The following is a 17,242-nucleotide window of genomic DNA, read 5'->3' as shown; positions in this document are numbered from 1 at the left end:
GACGGCATTTTTCCAAGAACCAACGGAGACAGACACCATGAGCCCACACACCCCCGCCGCGCTGGGTCAGCGCAAAGCTTCGCCATCCCTGCCGCGGCGCGCCCTGCTGGCGCTGGTCGCCACCCTGGCCTGCGGCGCCGCCATGCCATTGCAGGCCCAGCCCAATGCCTCGGGCTGGCCCGCCAAGCCGGTCAAGCTGGTGGTGGGCTATGCAGCGGGCGGCGCCACGGACGTGATTGCGCGCCTGGTGGCCGTCAAGCTCGGCGACCAGCTGGGCCAGCCGGTGGTGGTGGACAACCGCGCCGGGGCCAACAGCAACGTGGGCGCCGAGGCCGTGGCGCGCACGCCGGCCGATGGCTACACGCTGTACGTCTACACCATCGCCAACACCATCAACGCCACGCTGTACCCCAAGCTGGGCTACGACCCGGTCAAGGACTTCGAGCCCATCGGCATGATCGCCAAGATTCCGAACATCCTGGTGGTCAACCCCAAGCTGCCCATCAAGAACCTGGCCGACTACGTGCGCTACGCCAAGGAGTCCAAGGACGGCATCACGTTTGCGTCGTCGGGCAGCGGCTCGTCCATCCACCTCTCGGGCGAGATGTTCAAGATGCAGTCCAAGCTCAAGATGCTGCATGTGCCCTACCGGGGCAGCGCACCCGCCGTCACCGACCTGCTGGGCGGCCAGGTGGATTCGATGTTCGACAACACGCCGTCGGCCCTGCCGCATGTGCAGGCCGGCAAGCTGCGCGCCATTGCCATCACCAGTGCCCAGCGCTCGCCCCTGCTGCCGGATGTGCCCACGCTGGCCGAGTCGGGCTACACGGGCTTTGATGTGCAGTCGTGGTTCGGCCTGGCCGCACCGGCGGGCACGCCGCGCGCCGTGATCGAGCAGGTCAACGCGGCCCTGAACAAGGTGCTGGCCCAGCCCGAGGTGCGCACGCGCCTGCAGGAGCTGGCCGCCACGCCCGATGGTGGCACCCCCGACAAGATGCGCCAGTTTGCCGCCGCCGAGATCAAGCGCTGGCGCGAAGTGGTGAAAGAGTCGGGCGCATCCGCCGAGTGACAGATCACCCACACAACCTCATCTCTTTCATGTTCCCCATCGACTTCTTCTGGCGGGCCGCCCAGCGCTGGCCCGACCGCATTGCCATCGACGCGCACGAGGGCGCCATCCGCTACGACGCGCTGGCCGCCCGCGTGACAGCGCTCGCGGCGGGCTTCACAGCCATCGACCCCACACCCCAAAGCCGCGTGGGCATCTGCGCGGGCAACAGCGCCGACCACATCGCCGCGCTGCTGGCCGTGCTGGCCTGCGGCAAGGTGTGGGTGCCGCTCAACCCCAAGAGCACGCGGCCCGAGATCCGCCGCATCATCGACGCCACCGAGCCCACCCTGCTGGTGCTGGACGCCGCGTGCGCCGACCTGCTCGAAGGCGCGCCCGGCGCCCGCGTGCTGACTGGGGCGCCGGCCACCGAGGACGCCACCACGCTGGCCAGCCTGGCCGCTGCGCACGCTGGCGCACCCCGCCCGCAGCTGGACCTGCCGGACGACGCCACCCAGGCCATCAAGTTCACTGGCGGCACCACGGGCGCACCCAAGGGCGTGATGCAGCCCTACCGCGCGTGGATGGCCAACATAACCAACCAGATCCACGCCTGGGGCTTTGACGAGCACGAGCGCTACATCGTCGCCGCGCCCATCACGCACGGCACGTCCACGTACCTTCTGCCCATCCTGGCGCAGGGCGGCTGCCACGTGGTGCTGGCGGGCGCGGGCGCCGAGGCGGTGCGCACGGCCTTCCGCGAGCGCGGCGGCACCGTGTGCTTCATGCCGCCCACGCTGGTCTACATGCTGATGGCGCTGCCTGGCGCCTCCCGCGCGGACTTTCCGCGCCTGCGCCGGCTCATCTACGGCGGCGCGCCCATGCCGCCCGACAAGATCCGCCAAGTGCGCAACTTCTTTGGCCCGGTGCTGGGCACCACCTACGGCCAGACCGAGGCGCCGCAGATCCTCACCGTGCTGTGCCCCGAGGACTTCGAGGACGAGCGCAACCTGGCCTCGGTGGGCCGCACCACCTGGTTCAGCGACGTGGCCATCATGGCGCCCGACGGCCGCCTGCTGCCTCCGGGCGAAGTGGGCGAGGTGGTGGCGCGCGGCGACCTGCTGATGACCGGCTACTGGCGCCTGCCCGAGAAGACGGCCGAGACCCTGGTGAACGGCTGGCTGCACACCGGCGACCGGGGCCTGATCGACGAGCGGGGGTTTCTCTACCTCAAGGACCGGCTCAAGGACATGGTGATCACCGGCGGCTTCAACGTCTACCCCGTGGACGTAGAGAACGCGCTGGGCCAGCACCCTGCTGTGCACGAATGCACCGTGTTCGGACTGCCCGACGACAAATGGGGCGAGACCGTGCAGGCCGCCGTGCAACTGCGCACCGGCGAGCACGCGAGTGAGGCCGAGCTGATCGCCTTTGTGCGCGAACGCCTGGGCCCGGTGCAGACCCCCAAGCGCATCCACTTTCACGAGAGCCTGCCGCGCTCGCCCGTGGGCAAGGTGCTCAAGTCTGCCGTGCGCGATGCGGCCCTGGCTGGTACGGCCACTGCCTGAACGAAGGAACCCATTTCATGACCCACCCTGCTTCCAAGACCCCCGTCACCCGCCTGTGCACCCACACCCTCACCAGCCTGCATTACCGCGATGCGGACCTGGTCGAGGACTTGATGGGGAAGAAGACCTTCACCGAGGTGATGCTCATGCAGATCCTGGGCCGCACCCCGCGCGGCGTGGACCTGCGCATCACCGACGTGGTGCTCATCGTGCTCATGGAGCACGGCCTCACGCCCAGCGCTATTGCCACGCGGCTCATCTACATGAGCGCGCCTGAGAACCTGCAAGGCGCTGTGAGCGCGGGCCTGCTGGCCGTGGGCAGCTCCTTCGTGGGCACCATGGAGAACTGCTCGGGCCTGCTCGACCGCATTGCAGCGGCGCAGGATCCTGCGGCGGAAGCGCTGGCCATCGCGCGCCACTACAAGGGCCTCAAATCCCCCGTGCCCGGCTTTGGCCACCACCTGCACAAGCCCGTGGACCCGCGCGCCTACAAACTGCTGGAGATGGGCCGCGCCGAGCCCGAGCTGCAGGGCGACAAGATCCGCGCGCTGGAGACGCTGTCCAAGGCCGTGGATGAGGTCGCAGGCCGCCCCATCACCATCAACGCCACGGGCGCAGTGGCCGCGCTGCTGGGCGAGATCGGCGTGCCCACGGCCGTGATGCGCGGCTTTGCGGTGATCTCGCGCGCGGCCGGGTTGGTGGCGCACATCGTGGAAGAGCAGCAAAGCCCCTCGGGCCGCTTCATCTGGGACACGGTGGAGCACGCCATTCCCTTCGTCGGCGGCAGTGTCGGCCAGGGCACGGACGCATGAGCGCGCAGCCAGGCCATCCTCCCGCCCTGCCGCTCGATTTGTCGGGCCGCGTGGTGTTCGTGGCCGGGGGCGGTTCTGCCGGCCCGGGCTGGAGCATTGGCCGCGCCGCCTGCGTGACCTACGCGCGCCTGGGTGCCAGCGTGTGCGTGGTGGACCGCGACGCGGCCTCGGCCGAAGAGACCACGGCGCTCATCCACGCCCAGGGCGGCACGGCCACCACGCTGGTGGGCGACGTGGCGGATGCGGCCGATGTGCAGCGCCTGTTTGCCGAGGCGCGCGAGCGCTTTGGTGGCGCCATCGACGTGCTGCACCACAACGTGGGCATCGGCAAAACCGGCGGCCCGCTGGAGACGAGCGTTGAAGACTTCGACCGCATCCATTCCGTCAATGTGAACAGCCTGCTGCTGGCCTGCCAGCAGGTGCTGCCCGCCATGGTGGAGCGCGGGCGTGGTTCCATCATTGCGATCTCGTCCATCGCGGGCATGCGCTACCTCGGCTACCCGCACCTGGCCTATGGCGTGACCAAGGCGGCCGTCACGCACTTCACGCGCATGGTGGCCCAGCAGTACGCGGGCCAGGGCGTGCGCGCCAACACGGTGGTGCCAGGTCTCATCGACACGCCGCGCATTGCCACCACGGTGGCGAAGATGTTCTCGGACACCAGCCTCGACGAGGCCCGCGCCGCGCGCGCCCGCCAAGTGCCCATGGGCCGCATGGGCACGGCCTGGGACGTGGCCCATGCCTGCGCCTTCCTCGCCAGCGATGCAGCTGCCTACGTGACCGGCACCGAGCTGGTGGTGGACGGGGGCATCACCGGCAAGTTTGTTTAAGACTCAGAACGTGTGCACCACACCGGCCGAGATGCCGGTGGCCGTGGCCTTGTTCGCCGCGCCCTGGAAGCCGTTGCGCCAGCGGGTGCTGTCCAGCTCGGCATACACCTTGGTGCGGCGCGAGAGCTTGTATTCGGCAAACGCCACCAGGCGGCCGTAGCCGTCGTCGGCGGCGCCGGTGCGCGAGCGGTCCACCTTGTAGTAGGCCGCTGTGAGGTCGACCCACGGGGTGGCGGCCCAGGTGCCGCCGGCGGACAACACCCGCTGCACGGTGAACCGGCCTGCGGCTGTCTCGGCCTTGTTGCGGCCCGCATTGGCGGCCAGGCGCACGCTGCCCCACTGGTACGCAGCGCCCAGGGTGGTGCCGTCGAGTGATCGATTGTTGGCGTCGTTGAAGCTCTGATAAGCGCCGGACACCACGAAGCCATCCGCAGCCCAGGCCAGGCCCACACCGCGTGACGACAGGGCCGAGGCCTGCGACGCGACCTCGCCAACGCCCCACATGGCACGTGCGGTGAAGCCGCCGAAACGGCCCGTGTACTTCAGTGAATTGTCCAGCCGGTACGAGCCCGAATTGGCGCCTGCGCTGCCGTACTCGATGCCCAGTCCATGCTGGCTCAGCGCCGTCACGCCGATGTTGGGGTTGAAGCTGGCAAAGCGCATGGCCAGCGGATCCACGGGCGAGATGGCATCGGCCAGCGTCGTGGTCTGGCGGCCCAGGGCCAGCGTGCCCCAGCTGCCCTGCAGGCCCACCCAGGATGCGCGGTCGAAGTATTTGGTGGCGTTGGCCGGGGCACCCGTGTCGGCGTTGAGGCCGCTCTCCAGGTTGAACAGTGCCTTGGCGCCGCCGCCCAGGTCTTCACTGCCCCTCAGGCCCCATCGGCTGGTGGTGTGGATGCCACTGCCCAGGCTGCGACTGGAGCCGGCCGTGGGCGCGTTGGATGCGGTGAGGCCGCTGCCGTTGCGCAGGCCCAGGTCTACCACGCCGTACAGTGTCACATCAGTGCCTTGTGCCATCGCGCAGTGGCCGACCAATGCAGCGCAGGCCGCTGCCATCTTCGTTTTCATGGTTGTCTCCTCTTGTTGAAATGCGGGCATGTGTGCCGCTGAGGGGCGGTGGCGCCCCTCTCCCTCTATTTCCCAGAGCCTTCTTCGCAGGGGCTCAATCGGGTGTGAGCTGGGCCTTGACCACCACACCCTTCCACTTGGCGAGTTCCTGCTTCACCGTCAGGGCCAGTTGCTCGGGCGTGCTGGTGTCCACCACCGCGCCTTGCTCCTCGATGCGGCGCACCACGTCCTTGTCGGCCAGGGCGGTGTTCAAGGTCTTGTTGAGCAGGTCGATCACCGGGCGGGGCGTCTTGCCGGGCGCGAACAGGGCGTACCACTGGGTGATCTCCACACCCTTGATGCCTGCCTCCTCCAGCGTGGGCACATCGGGCAGCAGCGACGAGCGCTTGGGCCCGGCCAGCGCCAGGGCGCGCAGCTTGCCGCCCTTCACGTGCGGGTAGGCCGAGAACAGGCTGGGAAACATCACCTGCGTCTGCCCGGCCATGGTGTCGTTCATGGCGGGTGCAGCGCCCCGGTAGGGCACATGGGCCATCTGGGCGCCACTTTCGAGCTTGAAGATTTCCGCCGAGAAATGTGGGGCCGTGCCGTTGCCGGCCGATGCGTAGTTGAAGTCGTGGGGCTTGGCCTTGCTCAGCGCCACCAGCTCGCTCACGGTCTTGGCGGGCACCTTGGGATTCACCACCATCAGCGTGGGCGAATAGCTCACCATACCGATGGGCTCGAACTGCGTGATGGGGTCGTAGCGCAGCTTCTGCAGTGCGGGGCTCATGCCGTGGGTGCCGATGTAGCCGAACAAGATGGTGTGCCCGTCGGGTGCCGCACGGGCCACGTATTCGGCCGCAATGGCGCCATTGGCCCCGGCCTTGTTCTCCACGATGACCTGCTGGCCCAGCAGGGTGGAGAGCTTGATGGCCACCACACGCGCCATGCCGTCGTTGCCACCCCCGGCGGCGGTGGGCACGACCAGCGTGATGGGCTTGTCGGGATAGGCCGCATGGGCGGTGCCGGCGGCCCAGAAGGCGCTGGACGCAAGCGCCAGCGCAGCCGTGGCCAGCGCCGTGCGGCGCGTGGTGGAGTGAATGGAACGGGGCATGGTTTGTCTCCTGTCGTAATGGTTGGAATCGTCGAAATCGTTGGGCGGGCGCTGCGCAAGCGGCGCCCTGAAGAGCGCTCAGTGGGCGGGGGCGCTTTCGGGCACGAACAGCGTGCCTTCCAGAATCTTTCGGGCGGTGCGTACCAGCGCGGCCTGCACCAGCTTGAACTGGCCATCCACCTCGCTGAGCTCCACCTCCACCTGGATGCGGCCTGCCGGGTGCTGCACTTCCACGCGGCGCAGCCCGGCGGCGGGTGCATGCCGTTCGTCGGTGGCCACGGTGCCCGGCAGTACCGAGGCCGCCGCCACGCCAATCGCGCCCGTGACGGCATGCGAGCGGTGGCACTGGTGGGGGGTGAAGTAGCGCGACACCACGCTGCCTGGTGATGTGCCCGGCGACACGATCACCGGCTTGGGCAGCACGCTGTGTGTCACATCGCCCATGCCCATGCGCTGGCCTGCTTCGAGGCGCAGGGCCTCGATGCGGGTGAGCAAGGCGGTGTTGGCGTCCAGCTCGGAAGGTGTCTCGTCGCCGCGCAGGCCCAGGTCGGCGGCGCGCACCAGCACCATTACCTGCGCCGCGTCGATGCAGGTGACCTGCAGGCCCTGGATGGTGTCGATGCGCTGGCCGGTGGGAAAGATCTGCCCGGTGACGGCGCCCCAGGCGTCCAGGAAGTTCATCAGCACGGGGGCTGCCGTGCCCTGCACGCCGTCGATGCGCACATCGCCGTCGTAGTGCACCTGGCCGCCCGCCGTGCACACCTGCACGTCGATGCGGGAGCGGGTGTTGACGTTGTAGACCCGCACGGTGGTGGTCTGGCCTTCGCGGTCTGCTGGGACCAGCCCCTGCTCGATGGCAAAGGGCCCCACACCGGCCAGCATGTTGCCGCAGTTGGGGCGTGTGTCCACGCGGGCCTCCTGCACGCTGACCTGGGCAAACAGGTAGTCCACATCGCAGTCGGGCTGCGTGGAGCGCGAGACGATGGCGACCTTGCTGGTCAGCGAGTTGCCGCCGCCAAGGCCGTCGATCTGCAGCTCATGGGGCGATCCCAGGGCCGCAATCAGCGTGCGGTCGCGGGCTTCGGGGTCGCGCGGCAGCCAGTCGGCCAGGAAGAACGGCCCCCGGGAAGTGCCGCCACGCATCAGAACGCAAGGAATGTTGGTGCTCATGGGTCGGCATGGTGCGACGCCTTCGATGATCTGTGAATTGCATTGTTGGCAACGATTGATGCATGCTGTGCAATAGATTAACGCGGCTTGTACATGCTCCAATCACGGCCGTGAATTGCAATGTTCTGATCGTTTGATGCACGGCTTGCAACGCTGAAAACACCCCGAAGCGCACTGGAAGGACGCCGCGATGAACAACAAATTCGACCTTGCCGACATCCAGGCCTTTGCGGCCGTGGCCGAGCTGCAGAGCTTTCGTGCGGCCGCCGAGGCCATCCACCTGTCGCAGCCCGCTTTCAGCCGCCGCATCGACAAGCTCGAAGAAGCCCTGGGTGTGCGCCTGCTCGACCGCACCACGCGCCGCGTCACGCTCACGGCCGTAGGGCGCGACTTTGCGCGCAAGACCCGCGTGTGGCTGGACGACCTGGACGGCATGCTCATGGGTCTGGGCGATGTGGCCGCGCGGCGCATGGGCGAGGTCACGATTGCCTGCGTGCCCTCGGCCGTGTATTACTTCCTGCCGCAGGTGGTCAAGCGCTACCACGAGCGGTTTCCGAAAATCCGCGTCAAGGTGCACGACGCCAGCGCCAACGAGGTGCTGGTGGCCGTGGCGCAGGGCGATGCGGACTTCGGCCTGAACTTCATCGGCAGCCAGGAGGCCGAGATCGAGTTCAAGCCCGTGCTGGCCGAGCGTTTTGTGGCCGCCTGCCGGCGCGACCATGTGCTGGCGCGGCGCAAGAAGGTGAGCTGGGCCGAGCTCGGGCAACACGACTTCATGTCGGTGGGCAAGACGTCGGGCAACCGCCTGCTGATGGACCTGGCGCTGGCCAACGTGCCCGATCGGCCGCAGTGCCTGTACGAGGCCAAGCACGTGACTACGCTGCTCGGCCTGGTGGAGGCGGGCCTGGGCGTGGCGGCCGTGCCCAGCCTGGCCATGCCGGGCAAGGACCACCCCACGCTGGTCAGTATTCCGCTGGTGGAGCCCATCGTCACGCGGCAGATGGGGCTGATCAAGCGCCGGGGAAAAACCCTGTCGCCTGCCGCGCAGCAGCTGTATGACCTGCTGGTGGCTACGCGTTCTGCGCGCCCGCGCAGTGCTCCGGCGGCATCAAAAATACAATCGGGGCAATGACTTCCCCTACCAAACAGCGCGTTGTCGTCGGCCTTTCCGGCGGCGTGGACTCGGCCGTGACCGCCTACCTGCTCAAAAAGCAGGGCCATGAGGTGGTCGGCATCTTCATGAAAAACTGGGAAGACGATGACGACAGCGAGTACTGCTCGTCCAACATCGACTTCGTGGATGCCGCCGCTGTGGCCGATGTGATCGGCATCGAGATCGAGCATGTGAACTTCGCGGCCGACTACAAGGACCGGGTGTTTGCCGAGTTCCTGCGCGAGTACCAGGCCGGCCGCACACCCAACCCCGATGTGCTGTGCAACGCCGAGATCAAGTTCAAGGCCTTCCTGGACCACGCGATGCGCCTGGGTGCGGAGAAGATCGCCACCGGCCACTATGCCCGCGTGCGGCACAACCCGGCCACGGGCCTGCATGAATTGCTCAAGGGCCTGGACCCGAGCAAGGACCAGAGCTACTTTCTGCACCGCCTGAACCAGGCGCAGCTGTCCAAGACCCTTTTCCCCGTGGGTGAGTTGCACAAGACCGAAGTGCGCCGCATTGCCGAGGAGATCGGCCTGCCGAACGCCAAGAAGAAGGATTCCACCGGTATCTGCTTCATTGGTGAGCGGCCCTTCCGCGAGTTTCTGAACCGCTACATCAGCCATGCGCCCGGGCCCATTCTGGACGACCGGGGACGCAAGCTGGGCCAGCATGTGGGCCTGAGTTTCTACACGCTGGGCCAGCGCCAGGGCCTGGGCATTGGGGGCGTGAAGGAAAAAGGCGCCCAGCGCGGTGGCGGCGCGCACGAGCCCTGGTTCGTGGCCCGCAAGGACCTGGAGAAAAACACGCTGCGGGTGGTGCAAGGTCACGACCACCCCTGGCTGTTGTCGCACCGCCTGGTGGCGCATGATGTGAGCTGGTGCGCTGGGCAGGCCCCGGCGCCCGGTGCCTACGCTGCCAAGACGCGCTACCGCCAGCAGGACGCAGCGTGCGCGCTGGAGACCGTGCCCGATGGCTTTGCGCTGCAGTTTCCGGACGCCCAATGGGCCGTGACGCCCGGGCAGAGCGCGGTGCTGTACGACGGTGATGTCTGCCTGGGCGGTGGCGTGATTGCTGCCGTGGAGGGGCTGCCGCAGCCCACCGGCCATGCGCCGGCGGTGCAGCCAGCCATGGCCCGTTGATGCTTCAAAATTGATAGCTGTCAGGGCAATGGAATCTAGCGCTTGCACCTGATTTGTCTTGAAACTCTCTTTCCAGATGCAAAAAAGCCGGGGCGGTGATCGCTCCGGCTTTTTTGTGGTGCGGTGCCCTGGCGTGTCAGTCGTCGTTCGTGGCCAGGCTGATCAGGATGCGCAGCACGTACCAGAGCATGAGCGCAATCGATGCGAACAGGTGCAGCGCTGCGCCGGCGGGGCGGTCTGCAGGGTAGTCGTGGATGATGCGCGAGGTGTCGTACAGCACGCAGGCGCCCGCAAACAGCACCATGAGCCCTGAGAACCAGATGCCCAGCTTGAAGCCGAAGATGGCGCCCGCGATGATGGTGCCCAGTGCCACCAGGCCCGCCACCTTCAGGATGCCGCCCAGGAACGAAAAGTCGGTCTTGCTGCTGAACGCCGTCCAGGTGAGCGCCGCCACCAGCAGCAGCGTGATGAAGGCGGCAGCGCCGATGGCGCCGGGCACCAAAAGCTGGGCAATGCCGAACATCGGGGCAAAGATGAGCCCTTCGGCCAGCACGTAGAGGCCCAGGCCCATCAGCTGTGTCTGAGGGTTGTCCGAGTTGTCGGCCAGATGCGATGCCAGCCAGCCCACGAGCATGAAAGCGCCCACGACCCCCAGCCACAGGAATTTGCTGCCGCTGGCCATGAGCATCTTGGCCGCGGCGGTGGAAAGTCCGCTCACCATCAGCACCGCCGACAGCACGACAAAGGCCAGAATGGCCACGCCCAGGTGCTTGTAGGTGGAGACGATGAAATCGCGCCGCTCCATCGGAGCGCCCGCAGGGGTTTGTGGCGAAAGTGCGTTGGGGTTCATGGTGTGGTCCTCCCTAGTGAGCGCGCAGGTTGGCGCAAACGATGGGAGGAGCGCGCCCCGGGCGCTGCCCCTCCCTCCCTCTCTCTTTTTATAGGGTATGGCCGTCAGGCGGCGGCCAGCTGGTGTGCTTCGTCGGCGGCCCGCAGCTTGCGGTTGGACCACACGCCTGCCGCTCCAACCAGCGTGAGCAAAATGGCAAAGATCCAGGTGCCTGCACCGCTGAAGGACTGCGCGGAGGAGGCCGCTTCGGCCTGCAGCCGCTGTTTGGTGGTGTCGTAGCTGATGACGGTCGCGCCGTCTGCCGATACTTCATAGACCAGGTCGCTGTCGCTGCCATCGACCAAGGCGGTGACTTTTTCGTCGATCAGGTTGCCCACCAGCTGCTGCGGTGTGCTGTGGTCGATGCGCAGCTTGCGCGCCTCGGCACCAGCGGTGTCGGGCTGGACCGTGATTTCGTAGTACTTCTTGGTCGTACGACGCTTGCGCTTGACGGTGACTTCAGAGGCCTGCGTCACGGTACCGGACACGGTCTGCAGGCTTTCGCGCGCCACGTAGGCGTGGCCGTCTTCCGCCTTCCAGCCGCTGTACACCGACAGCCCGATGAGCCCCGGGCCCGCAAGCAGCAGGAGCCACGCGTAGCCAGTGATAAATATCAAAATCTTGCGGACGAACCCTGGCATCACAACCCTCTCTCTTTTCAGTTTGGAATATTGATTTTGGTAACTGCTGGCCGCCGGGTTTTGCACCTCTTTGGCGAGCCAGACCGCGATGATCTTTGATATTTCCGTATCGAATGTAAGGAATTGTTGGTTTGTCGCGGTGGTGCCGAACTGGACAAAACTGAGACGCGGCGCCCGTAAGCGCCGTTGTAAAAGCCATCACTCCATGGCCGCGCTGGCGCTTGTGAGTCGGGAGGGCCCCAGCACCTCCTGTTGCGAGTTGCTACGTTTTGACGCCCACAGGCGACGTTTTCCGTGGGGTCGGGCATGCCTTGCGCACAGGCAAAAAAAAGCCCACACCTTGCGGGTGCGGGCTGGGGACTGAGTCCGGTGCCAGAAGCTGTCAGAACGGAATGTCGTCGTCCATGTCGTCAAATCCGGAGGCCGCGCGCGGTGCCTGTGCCACGGGAGCGGGTGCAGGGCGCTGAGCGGGGGCGGCCATGGGGCGCGGCGCTGGCGCTGCACGGCGCGGGGCCTGGTCGTAGCCACCCTGGTCGCCACCGTAACCGTCGTCGTATCCACCGCCTTGCTGTCCGCCGCCCTGTCCGCCACCGCCCATGCCCTGGCGGCTGCCCAGCATCTGCATCTGGTCGGCGCGGATTTCGGTGCTGTACTTTTCAACTCCGCTCTGGTCGGTCCACTTGCGGGTGCGCAGGCTGCCTTCCACATACACCTGCGAGCCTTTGCGCAGGTACTGGCCGGCGATTTCGGCGAGGCGGCCGTTGAAGACCACGCGGTGCCACTCGGTGGCTTCCTTCATTTCGCCAGACTGCTTGTCTTTCCACTTGTCGGTGGTGGCAATCGTCACGTTGGCCACCTGATCGCCGCTGGGGAAGGTGCGCATTTCAGGGTCGCGGCCCAGGTTGCCGACGATGATGACTTTGTTTACGGATGCCATGGTGCTGTCTTTGCCTTTAAGGGATAAAAGCGCCGGATTTGGAGAGAGATTCCAGGCGCCAAACGCTCCATTGTGCCGCAACCGGGGGGCAATGGAAGCCCTGACGGCGTGGCACGGCTTGGTGGTTCAGTGCCCGCCACGCCCCACGGGCCGCAGCGGCCAGGTCAGCACCAGCCACAGGGCGGTGAGCGCCGTGGTCACAGCAAACAGGCCCGGAGCGCCCGCCCACTTGACCAGCGCACCACCCAACGCACCGCCCGCAAACAGGCCCAGCGACTGCAGGGTGTTGTAACTGCCCAGCGCCGCGCCGCGCAGATGTGCTGGCGCCATGCGCGACACCAGACTGGGCTGGCTGGCCTCCAGCGCATTGAATCCGCAGAAAAAGACGAACAGCAAAGGCCCTAGCACCCACAGCGTGGCCGGCACACCGCTGGCCGCCAGCAGGCCCAGCCCCGCCTGCACCACCAGCACCAGGGCAATGGCTCCGAGCAGGGCTGCGCGCAGTCGGCCCGCACGCTCCAGCGCAAACAGTCCGCCCATGGCGGCAAACGACAGCACCACGGCGGGCAGGTACACCTGCCAGTGGTGGTCTTTGGTGAGTCCTGCCTGTACCAGCATCGCGGGCACGGCCACCCACATGGACAGTTGCACGGTGTGCAGCACAAACACGCCGAGGTTCAGGCGCAGCAGGTCAGGGTGTCCCCACACATCGGCCAGGCGGCCCCGGGGGGCGTTCCGGTGCAGCGCAGGCTCGGGCGGCACCCACCACACCACCACGGCCACACCGGCCAGGGCCAGGGCACAGGTCAGGCCAAACAGCCCCGCCAGGCCGATATGGGCAGCCAACATCGGTGCAGCCACCAGCGCCACAGCAAACATCAGCCCGATGCTGCCGCCCACCAGCGCCATCGCCTTGGTGCGCACGCTGTCGCGTGTCTGGTCGGCCAGCAGCGCGGTCACGGCTGCCGACACAGCCCCCGCGCCCTGCAGCGCCCGGCCCAGCAGCAGTCCGGTCAGAGAATCCGCCAGCGCGGCCATCAGACTGCCGCCTGCGAAGACGAGCAGGCCGAGCACGATCACCCGCTTGCGCCCGAAGCGGTCGGAAGCGATGCCCAGCGGCAGCTGCAGGACTGCCTGCGTCAGGCCATAGATGCCCATGGCCAGACCCACCAGTGCAGGGTCGTCGCCGCCAGGGTACTTGCGTGCCTCCAGGGCAAACACGGGCAGCACCAGGAACAGGCCCAGCATGCGCAGCGCAAAAATGAGGGCCAGGCTGACGCTGGAGCGACGCTCCAGCGCGGTCATGGGGGTGGCGGGTGCAGAGTGCTGCGGGGCAGCTGCGGCTGTCAGGGAGGAATAATCCGGCACGGTGGTGCGCTAAGGTCCGGTAAGCAAAAGCGAGATTTTCGCGCATTGGCCCTGACGGCCCATTGCAGCCGGCCCTGTGGCCCTGACTTTCAGCCGGAATCCTGCTTGGAATGCCGATCCATCCACAGTATCCGTGCGGCGAGTGCGGCCAGCAGGCCCAGTGCCCAGGGGTTGTCCACGGGGGTGGGAACGTGGGAGCCGTCGTGGGAGGTGGCGCCATGAGGGGCCCGAGGCGCTGGTGCCGCGGATTGGAGCTCCTGGGCCGCTGTGACGTCTGCGGTGCACAGCAGGGCCACGGCAGTGGTTTCGTGCGGCGTAGGTAAGGGCAGGGCTTCGGTACCGGCCTTGGCTGAGAGGGCTGTGCACAGGGCCGCTCCTGCCCAAAGCAAGTGCCGTGAGGGCGCGGTGGCACGTCGGTGGAGCTGCCCTGCGCACTGTGGCATGCCTGTCGAAGAAATACCAAAAATCGCCTGCAGTGCTGACCTGTATTGCATCGGTAGCTATCTTTTTTGATTTGTTTTGCGCCCCAATCCCACCCACAGAGGCAGCGCCAGCGTCAACACAGTCAGCGCCCAGGGCCCCAGTGCGGGTACGGAGACTGGCCCTGTCCCCCCACCCGCTCCCGCCAGCAGCACGGGCAACCCGGGGTCGGTGATGTGGCCGGGCACGGCGTCGCTATCGCCAAGGCCACCGTCGGTCAACGTTAGCGTCACGCTACGGCGGTCGGGGGCGAACACCGCCGTGCTGCCGGGCAGCGCATACCAGTGGGGCTGGGCGCAGGCCGCTCCGTTGCAGTTCAGGCCCTGGGGGCTGGGGCCGTATTTGAGGTACACCGCACCGGCCGGAACGGGCTCGCTGTAGTGCACGGTGAATTGGGCACTGGAGCCTGCGCTGCCGCCGCTGAGCACCAGGCGCAATGCCCGGTGCTGCGTACTTGCGCCGCCAGGCAATGGTGCGGGTAGCGCGGCGTCGAGGACTGCTGTGTCCAGGCCCCATCCCTGGTTGGCGGCTGGGTCAGGCAGCGCGAGCGATGTGCGCAACCCTCCGACAGCGGACAGGGGCCAGGGCGCGCTGCATTGGCGCGAGTCGGCCCCACCGTTCTGGCCCGCGCAGGTCCAGGCAAAAGCCCCTGAGGCCGCGGCCACGCTGCCTGCTGCACCTGCGCTGCACAGGCCGGCCGTGGGTGGGGTGATGCGCTCCTGCCCGTCTGCCGCACCACAGGCGCCGTCGGCGGGCGGAGAGACGAAGGCGAAGACCGCGCCGCTCAGTACGGCCGTGCCGCTCTCCGCCACCACCTGCACGGTGGCATTACCTGCCGCATGAGACGGGGTGAGCACATCGATGCGGGTGTCGTCCACTACATTGAAACTGCTGGCGGCCACGCCGCCGAAGCTCACGCGCGTCGTACTCAGCAGCCCGCTGCCACGCAGCGTTACAGGGGTGCCGCCCGTGGTGGGCCCGGTGGTGGGGCTGGCACTGGCCAGCGCTGGCGCCGAGGCATACAGGAAGAATCCCTGGGCCGTGCCAAGGCCGGTTGTGACTTCCACGCCTGCCGATTGCAACGGCGCCGGGGGCGGAATGGCGGTCACCTGCGTGGCATTGTCTACAGTGAAGGAGAGGGCGGACTGACCAGCAAAGCGCACCGCCGTGGTCCCTGTGAGATTGGTGCCGGTCAGTACCACCGGCACCCCGCCCGCAGGGGGATTCCAGCGCGGTGCCACGCTGGTGACGGTGGGCCGCAATTCAGGCGGCACGGTGTAGGTGAAATAGCCCATGGGGTGCGGCATATGGGCGATGGGCGTGGAGATCTCGAACATCACCGTAAGGCCTGCCGGCTGGGGCGGCGCGACAGCGATGATCTGCGTGTCGCTGTCCACGGTGAAGCGGGTGGCGGGCTTGCTCCCGAACAGCACCGTCGTCGCCCCGGTGAACCCGCTGCCGGTGATGGTGACCTCGGTGCCGCCGAGCATTGAACCTTCGCCGGGGCCCAAGTTCGTGATGTTGGGCTGGGGCACATAGGTGTAGCTGCCTGCCGCCGCCGTGCCCAGGGCGGTGATTAGTTCCACTGCGACGGTGCCACGGGCATGGGCAGGCGTGGTGGCCGTGACGCGGGTGCCGCTGCCGTCGACGATGAGGTTGGTGGCATCCACGCCGTCAAAGCGAACGGCCGAGGTGCTGCTCAGGTTGGTGCCAGTAAAGACCACCCGGGTCCAGCCCATGGTCAGGCCCTCGGTGGGCGCAAAACTGGTGACGGTGGGTTGAGCACAGGCCAGCTGCGGGCTGCACAGCACGGTAGCGAGCACGGCTGCAGCCAGTTTGCGGATGAATTGCATGGGGGAGTGCGCAAGGGGGGAACAGGCGGTGACCCATGCTAGGCGTGGCCGTCACTTCGGCTTGACTGTGCGTCTCAACGTTTTTGACCGGCTGTTTCGGCGGCATGCAGGCGCCGGGCGCAGGGTTACACCTGCAGAGTGCGCACCCAGTTCGCGTATTCGACTGTGGAGGGGGCTGCCTGGCTGGCAGTACCTGCTGCGGCGGCCAAGGCGCCGCCCGCCATGGCCCTCACATCGCTGGGCGTAAGGCCGAATGCCGCACGGAAGGTCCGGCTGAAATGTGCCTCGCTGGAGAAGCCGCTGCGCGTGGCGACCTCGGCCACCCGCAGACGGCGATTGGCCGGGCTGGCCAGCGCATGGAAGGCGCGCAGCAGCCGACGCTGCTGTACATAGTGCGCCACACCGCCCAGCGGCTCGAACAGGCGGTACAGCAGGCTGCGCGAAATACCGAAGTGTTGGCACAGCAGCTCTGGGCGCAGCGGCGCTGCCAGGTTCTGCAAGATGTGTCGCTGGATGCGTTCCAGCGTCACCCCCTGCAGCTCGGCCCGCGCCTGGGCATGGGTGTGGCGGTTTGGCCGTAGGCACGCGGCCAGCATCTGGGTGGTGGCTTGCACAACGGCTGGGGCCTCTGCGAGCGTCACGTCCGGCAGGCGTTGATGCAGAGACTGAAGATAGTCGCTGAGCAGTCCGCCCAGGGCCGTACCCTGCCGCAGCACCGTGCCATGAAGGTCAGCGTCGCGCCCGCCGAAAGACTCGGCGGCGATCTCGCGCGGCACCACTAGCGACAGCACATGCGAGGGCTGGGCATAGGTGCGTTGCGTGCGCCCCAGGTCGAACACGGTGATGTCGCCCGGGCGCACCTCCATGTCCACGCCGTCATCATGCTGGCCGACAAAGCCACCGCTGCGGTACCACTGCACCAGGTAGTGGTCCACACCGTCGCGCGCTACGCGGGGCGAACCGCGTGAGAACTGCTGGCGCCCGAAGTTCAGGTCTCCCACCAAGAGCGCACCCAGGTGGCGGGCGGTGACTGAGGCCTGGAAGTCCTTGGGAGGCTCGTGCCCCACGGGAGCCACATCGAAGATCACCGAGATGCTGCAGCGCCAGGCTTCGAAGCGCTCATCACCCACCAGCTGGTCGGTAGCGAAGACGGTGGAAGGCAACGGTCCGGTGGATGGCATCGCAGT

General features: G+C 67.3%; 15 protein-coding genes. 6 read left to right on the top strand and 9 right to left on the bottom strand.

Annotated features, from left to right (window positions below; genetic code table 11):
* Positions 1 to 37 precede the first annotated feature (37 nt).
* From AC04MI_RS01295 to AC04MI_RS01280, 4 genes are read left to right on the top strand one after another with little or no spacing between them, the layout of a single operon-like run.
* On the top strand, positions 38 to 1,069 hold the full coding sequence (locus tag AC04MI_RS01295; protein ID WP_436076721.1) for a tripartite tricarboxylate transporter substrate binding protein: 1,032 nt from the start codon (positions 38 to 40) through the stop codon (positions 1,067 to 1,069).
* Between the two features lie 29 nt (positions 1,070 to 1,098).
* Complete coding sequence (locus AC04MI_RS01290; protein ID WP_436076722.1) at positions 1,099 to 2,616, top strand: class I adenylate-forming enzyme family protein; 1,518 nt, start codon at positions 1,099 to 1,101, stop codon at positions 2,614 to 2,616.
* 17 nt (positions 2,617 to 2,633) lie between these two features.
* Entirely contained in the window at positions 2,634 to 3,428 is a 795-nt protein-coding gene (locus AC04MI_RS01285) for a citryl-CoA lyase (RefSeq protein WP_436076723.1), read from the top strand.
* Positions 3,425 to 4,258 (top strand): SDR family NAD(P)-dependent oxidoreductase, encoded by an 834-nt coding sequence (locus AC04MI_RS01280; protein ID WP_436076724.1) that lies wholly within the window; start codon positions 3,425 to 3,427, stop codon positions 4,256 to 4,258. Before AC04MI_RS01285 ends, AC04MI_RS01280 begins: the two co-directional genes overlap by 4 nt.
* A 3-nt stretch (positions 4,259 to 4,261) precedes the next feature.
* On the opposite strand, the gene AC04MI_RS01275 is transcribed toward AC04MI_RS01280, so the two are convergent.
* The 3 genes from AC04MI_RS01275 to AC04MI_RS01265 all read right to left on the bottom strand — a co-directional run bounded on the left by AC04MI_RS01275 (position 4,262) and on the right by AC04MI_RS01265 (position 7,589).
* Positions 4,262 to 5,326 (bottom strand): porin, encoded by a 1,065-nt coding sequence (locus AC04MI_RS01275; protein WP_436076725.1) that lies wholly within the window; start codon positions 5,324 to 5,326, stop codon positions 4,262 to 4,264.
* A gap of 94 nt (positions 5,327 to 5,420) precedes the next feature.
* Positions 5,421 to 6,419 (bottom strand): Bug family tripartite tricarboxylate transporter substrate binding protein, encoded by a 999-nt coding sequence (locus AC04MI_RS01270; RefSeq protein ID WP_288852158.1) that lies wholly within the window; start codon positions 6,417 to 6,419, stop codon positions 5,421 to 5,423.
* Positions 6,420 to 6,497: 78 nt separating this feature from the next.
* Entirely contained in the window at positions 6,498 to 7,589 is a 1,092-nt protein-coding gene (locus AC04MI_RS01265) for a 4-oxalomesaconate tautomerase (protein ID WP_436076726.1), read from the bottom strand.
* Positions 7,590 to 7,779: 190 nt separating this feature from the next.
* Here AC04MI_RS01265 and AC04MI_RS01260 point away from each other — a divergent pair, with 190 nt between their 5' ends.
* Together AC04MI_RS01260 and mnmA are read left to right on the top strand one after the other, a co-directional pair.
* Positions 7,780 to 8,721 (top strand): LysR family transcriptional regulator, encoded by a 942-nt coding sequence (locus tag AC04MI_RS01260; protein ID WP_056056686.1) that lies wholly within the window; start codon positions 7,780 to 7,782, stop codon positions 8,719 to 8,721.
* Positions 8,718 to 9,887 carry a tRNA 2-thiouridine(34) synthase MnmA gene (gene mnmA / locus AC04MI_RS01255; RefSeq protein ID WP_436076727.1) on the top strand — a complete coding sequence of 390 codons (1,170 nt, stop codon included), beginning with the start codon at positions 8,718 to 8,720 and terminating at the stop codon, positions 9,885 to 9,887. The genes AC04MI_RS01260 and mnmA overlap by 4 nt, the downstream gene beginning before the upstream one ends.
* Before the next feature lie 136 nt (positions 9,888 to 10,023).
* Here mnmA and AC04MI_RS01250 read toward each other — a convergent pair whose 3' ends face one another.
* The 6 genes from AC04MI_RS01250 to AC04MI_RS01225 all read right to left on the bottom strand — a co-directional run bounded on the left by AC04MI_RS01250 (position 10,024) and on the right by AC04MI_RS01225 (position 17,236).
* A complete protein-coding gene (locus AC04MI_RS01250; RefSeq protein ID WP_436076728.1) occupies positions 10,024 to 10,737 on the bottom strand; it encodes a Bax inhibitor-1/YccA family protein in 714 nt (237 codons plus the stop codon).
* Between the two features lie 104 nt (positions 10,738 to 10,841).
* The gene (locus tag AC04MI_RS01245) at positions 10,842 to 11,417 is read right to left on the bottom strand and encodes a hypothetical protein (protein ID WP_436076729.1); all 576 of its coding nucleotides are present in this window, start codon (positions 11,415 to 11,417) and stop codon (positions 10,842 to 10,844) included.
* Between the two features lie 382 nt (positions 11,418 to 11,799).
* Positions 11,800 to 12,354: a single-stranded DNA-binding protein gene (ssb, locus tag AC04MI_RS01240; RefSeq protein ID WP_056056677.1), complete on the bottom strand. Its 555-nt coding sequence runs from the start codon at positions 12,352 to 12,354 to the stop codon at positions 11,800 to 11,802.
* Positions 12,355 to 12,480: 126 nt separating this feature from the next.
* Positions 12,481 to 13,659: an MFS transporter gene (locus AC04MI_RS01235; RefSeq protein ID WP_436075979.1), complete on the bottom strand. Its 1,179-nt coding sequence runs from the start codon at positions 13,657 to 13,659 to the stop codon at positions 12,481 to 12,483.
* A 563-nt stretch (positions 13,660 to 14,222) separates the two neighbouring features.
* Positions 14,223 to 16,055 (bottom strand): IPT/TIG domain-containing protein, encoded by a 1,833-nt coding sequence (locus AC04MI_RS01230; protein ID WP_476496933.1) that lies wholly within the window; start codon positions 16,053 to 16,055, stop codon positions 14,223 to 14,225.
* A gap of 125 nt (positions 16,056 to 16,180) precedes the next feature.
* Entirely contained in the window at positions 16,181 to 17,236 is a 1,056-nt protein-coding gene (locus tag AC04MI_RS01225) for a helix-turn-helix domain-containing protein (protein WP_436075977.1), read from the bottom strand.
* Positions 17,237 to 17,242 lie beyond the last annotated feature (6 nt).

This window comes from Acidovorax sp. LjRoot204 (genome assembly GCF_056175785.1).
The sequence above is the reverse complement of the archived record's forward strand: the minus strand, read 5'-3'. Positions and strand labels throughout refer to the sequence as shown.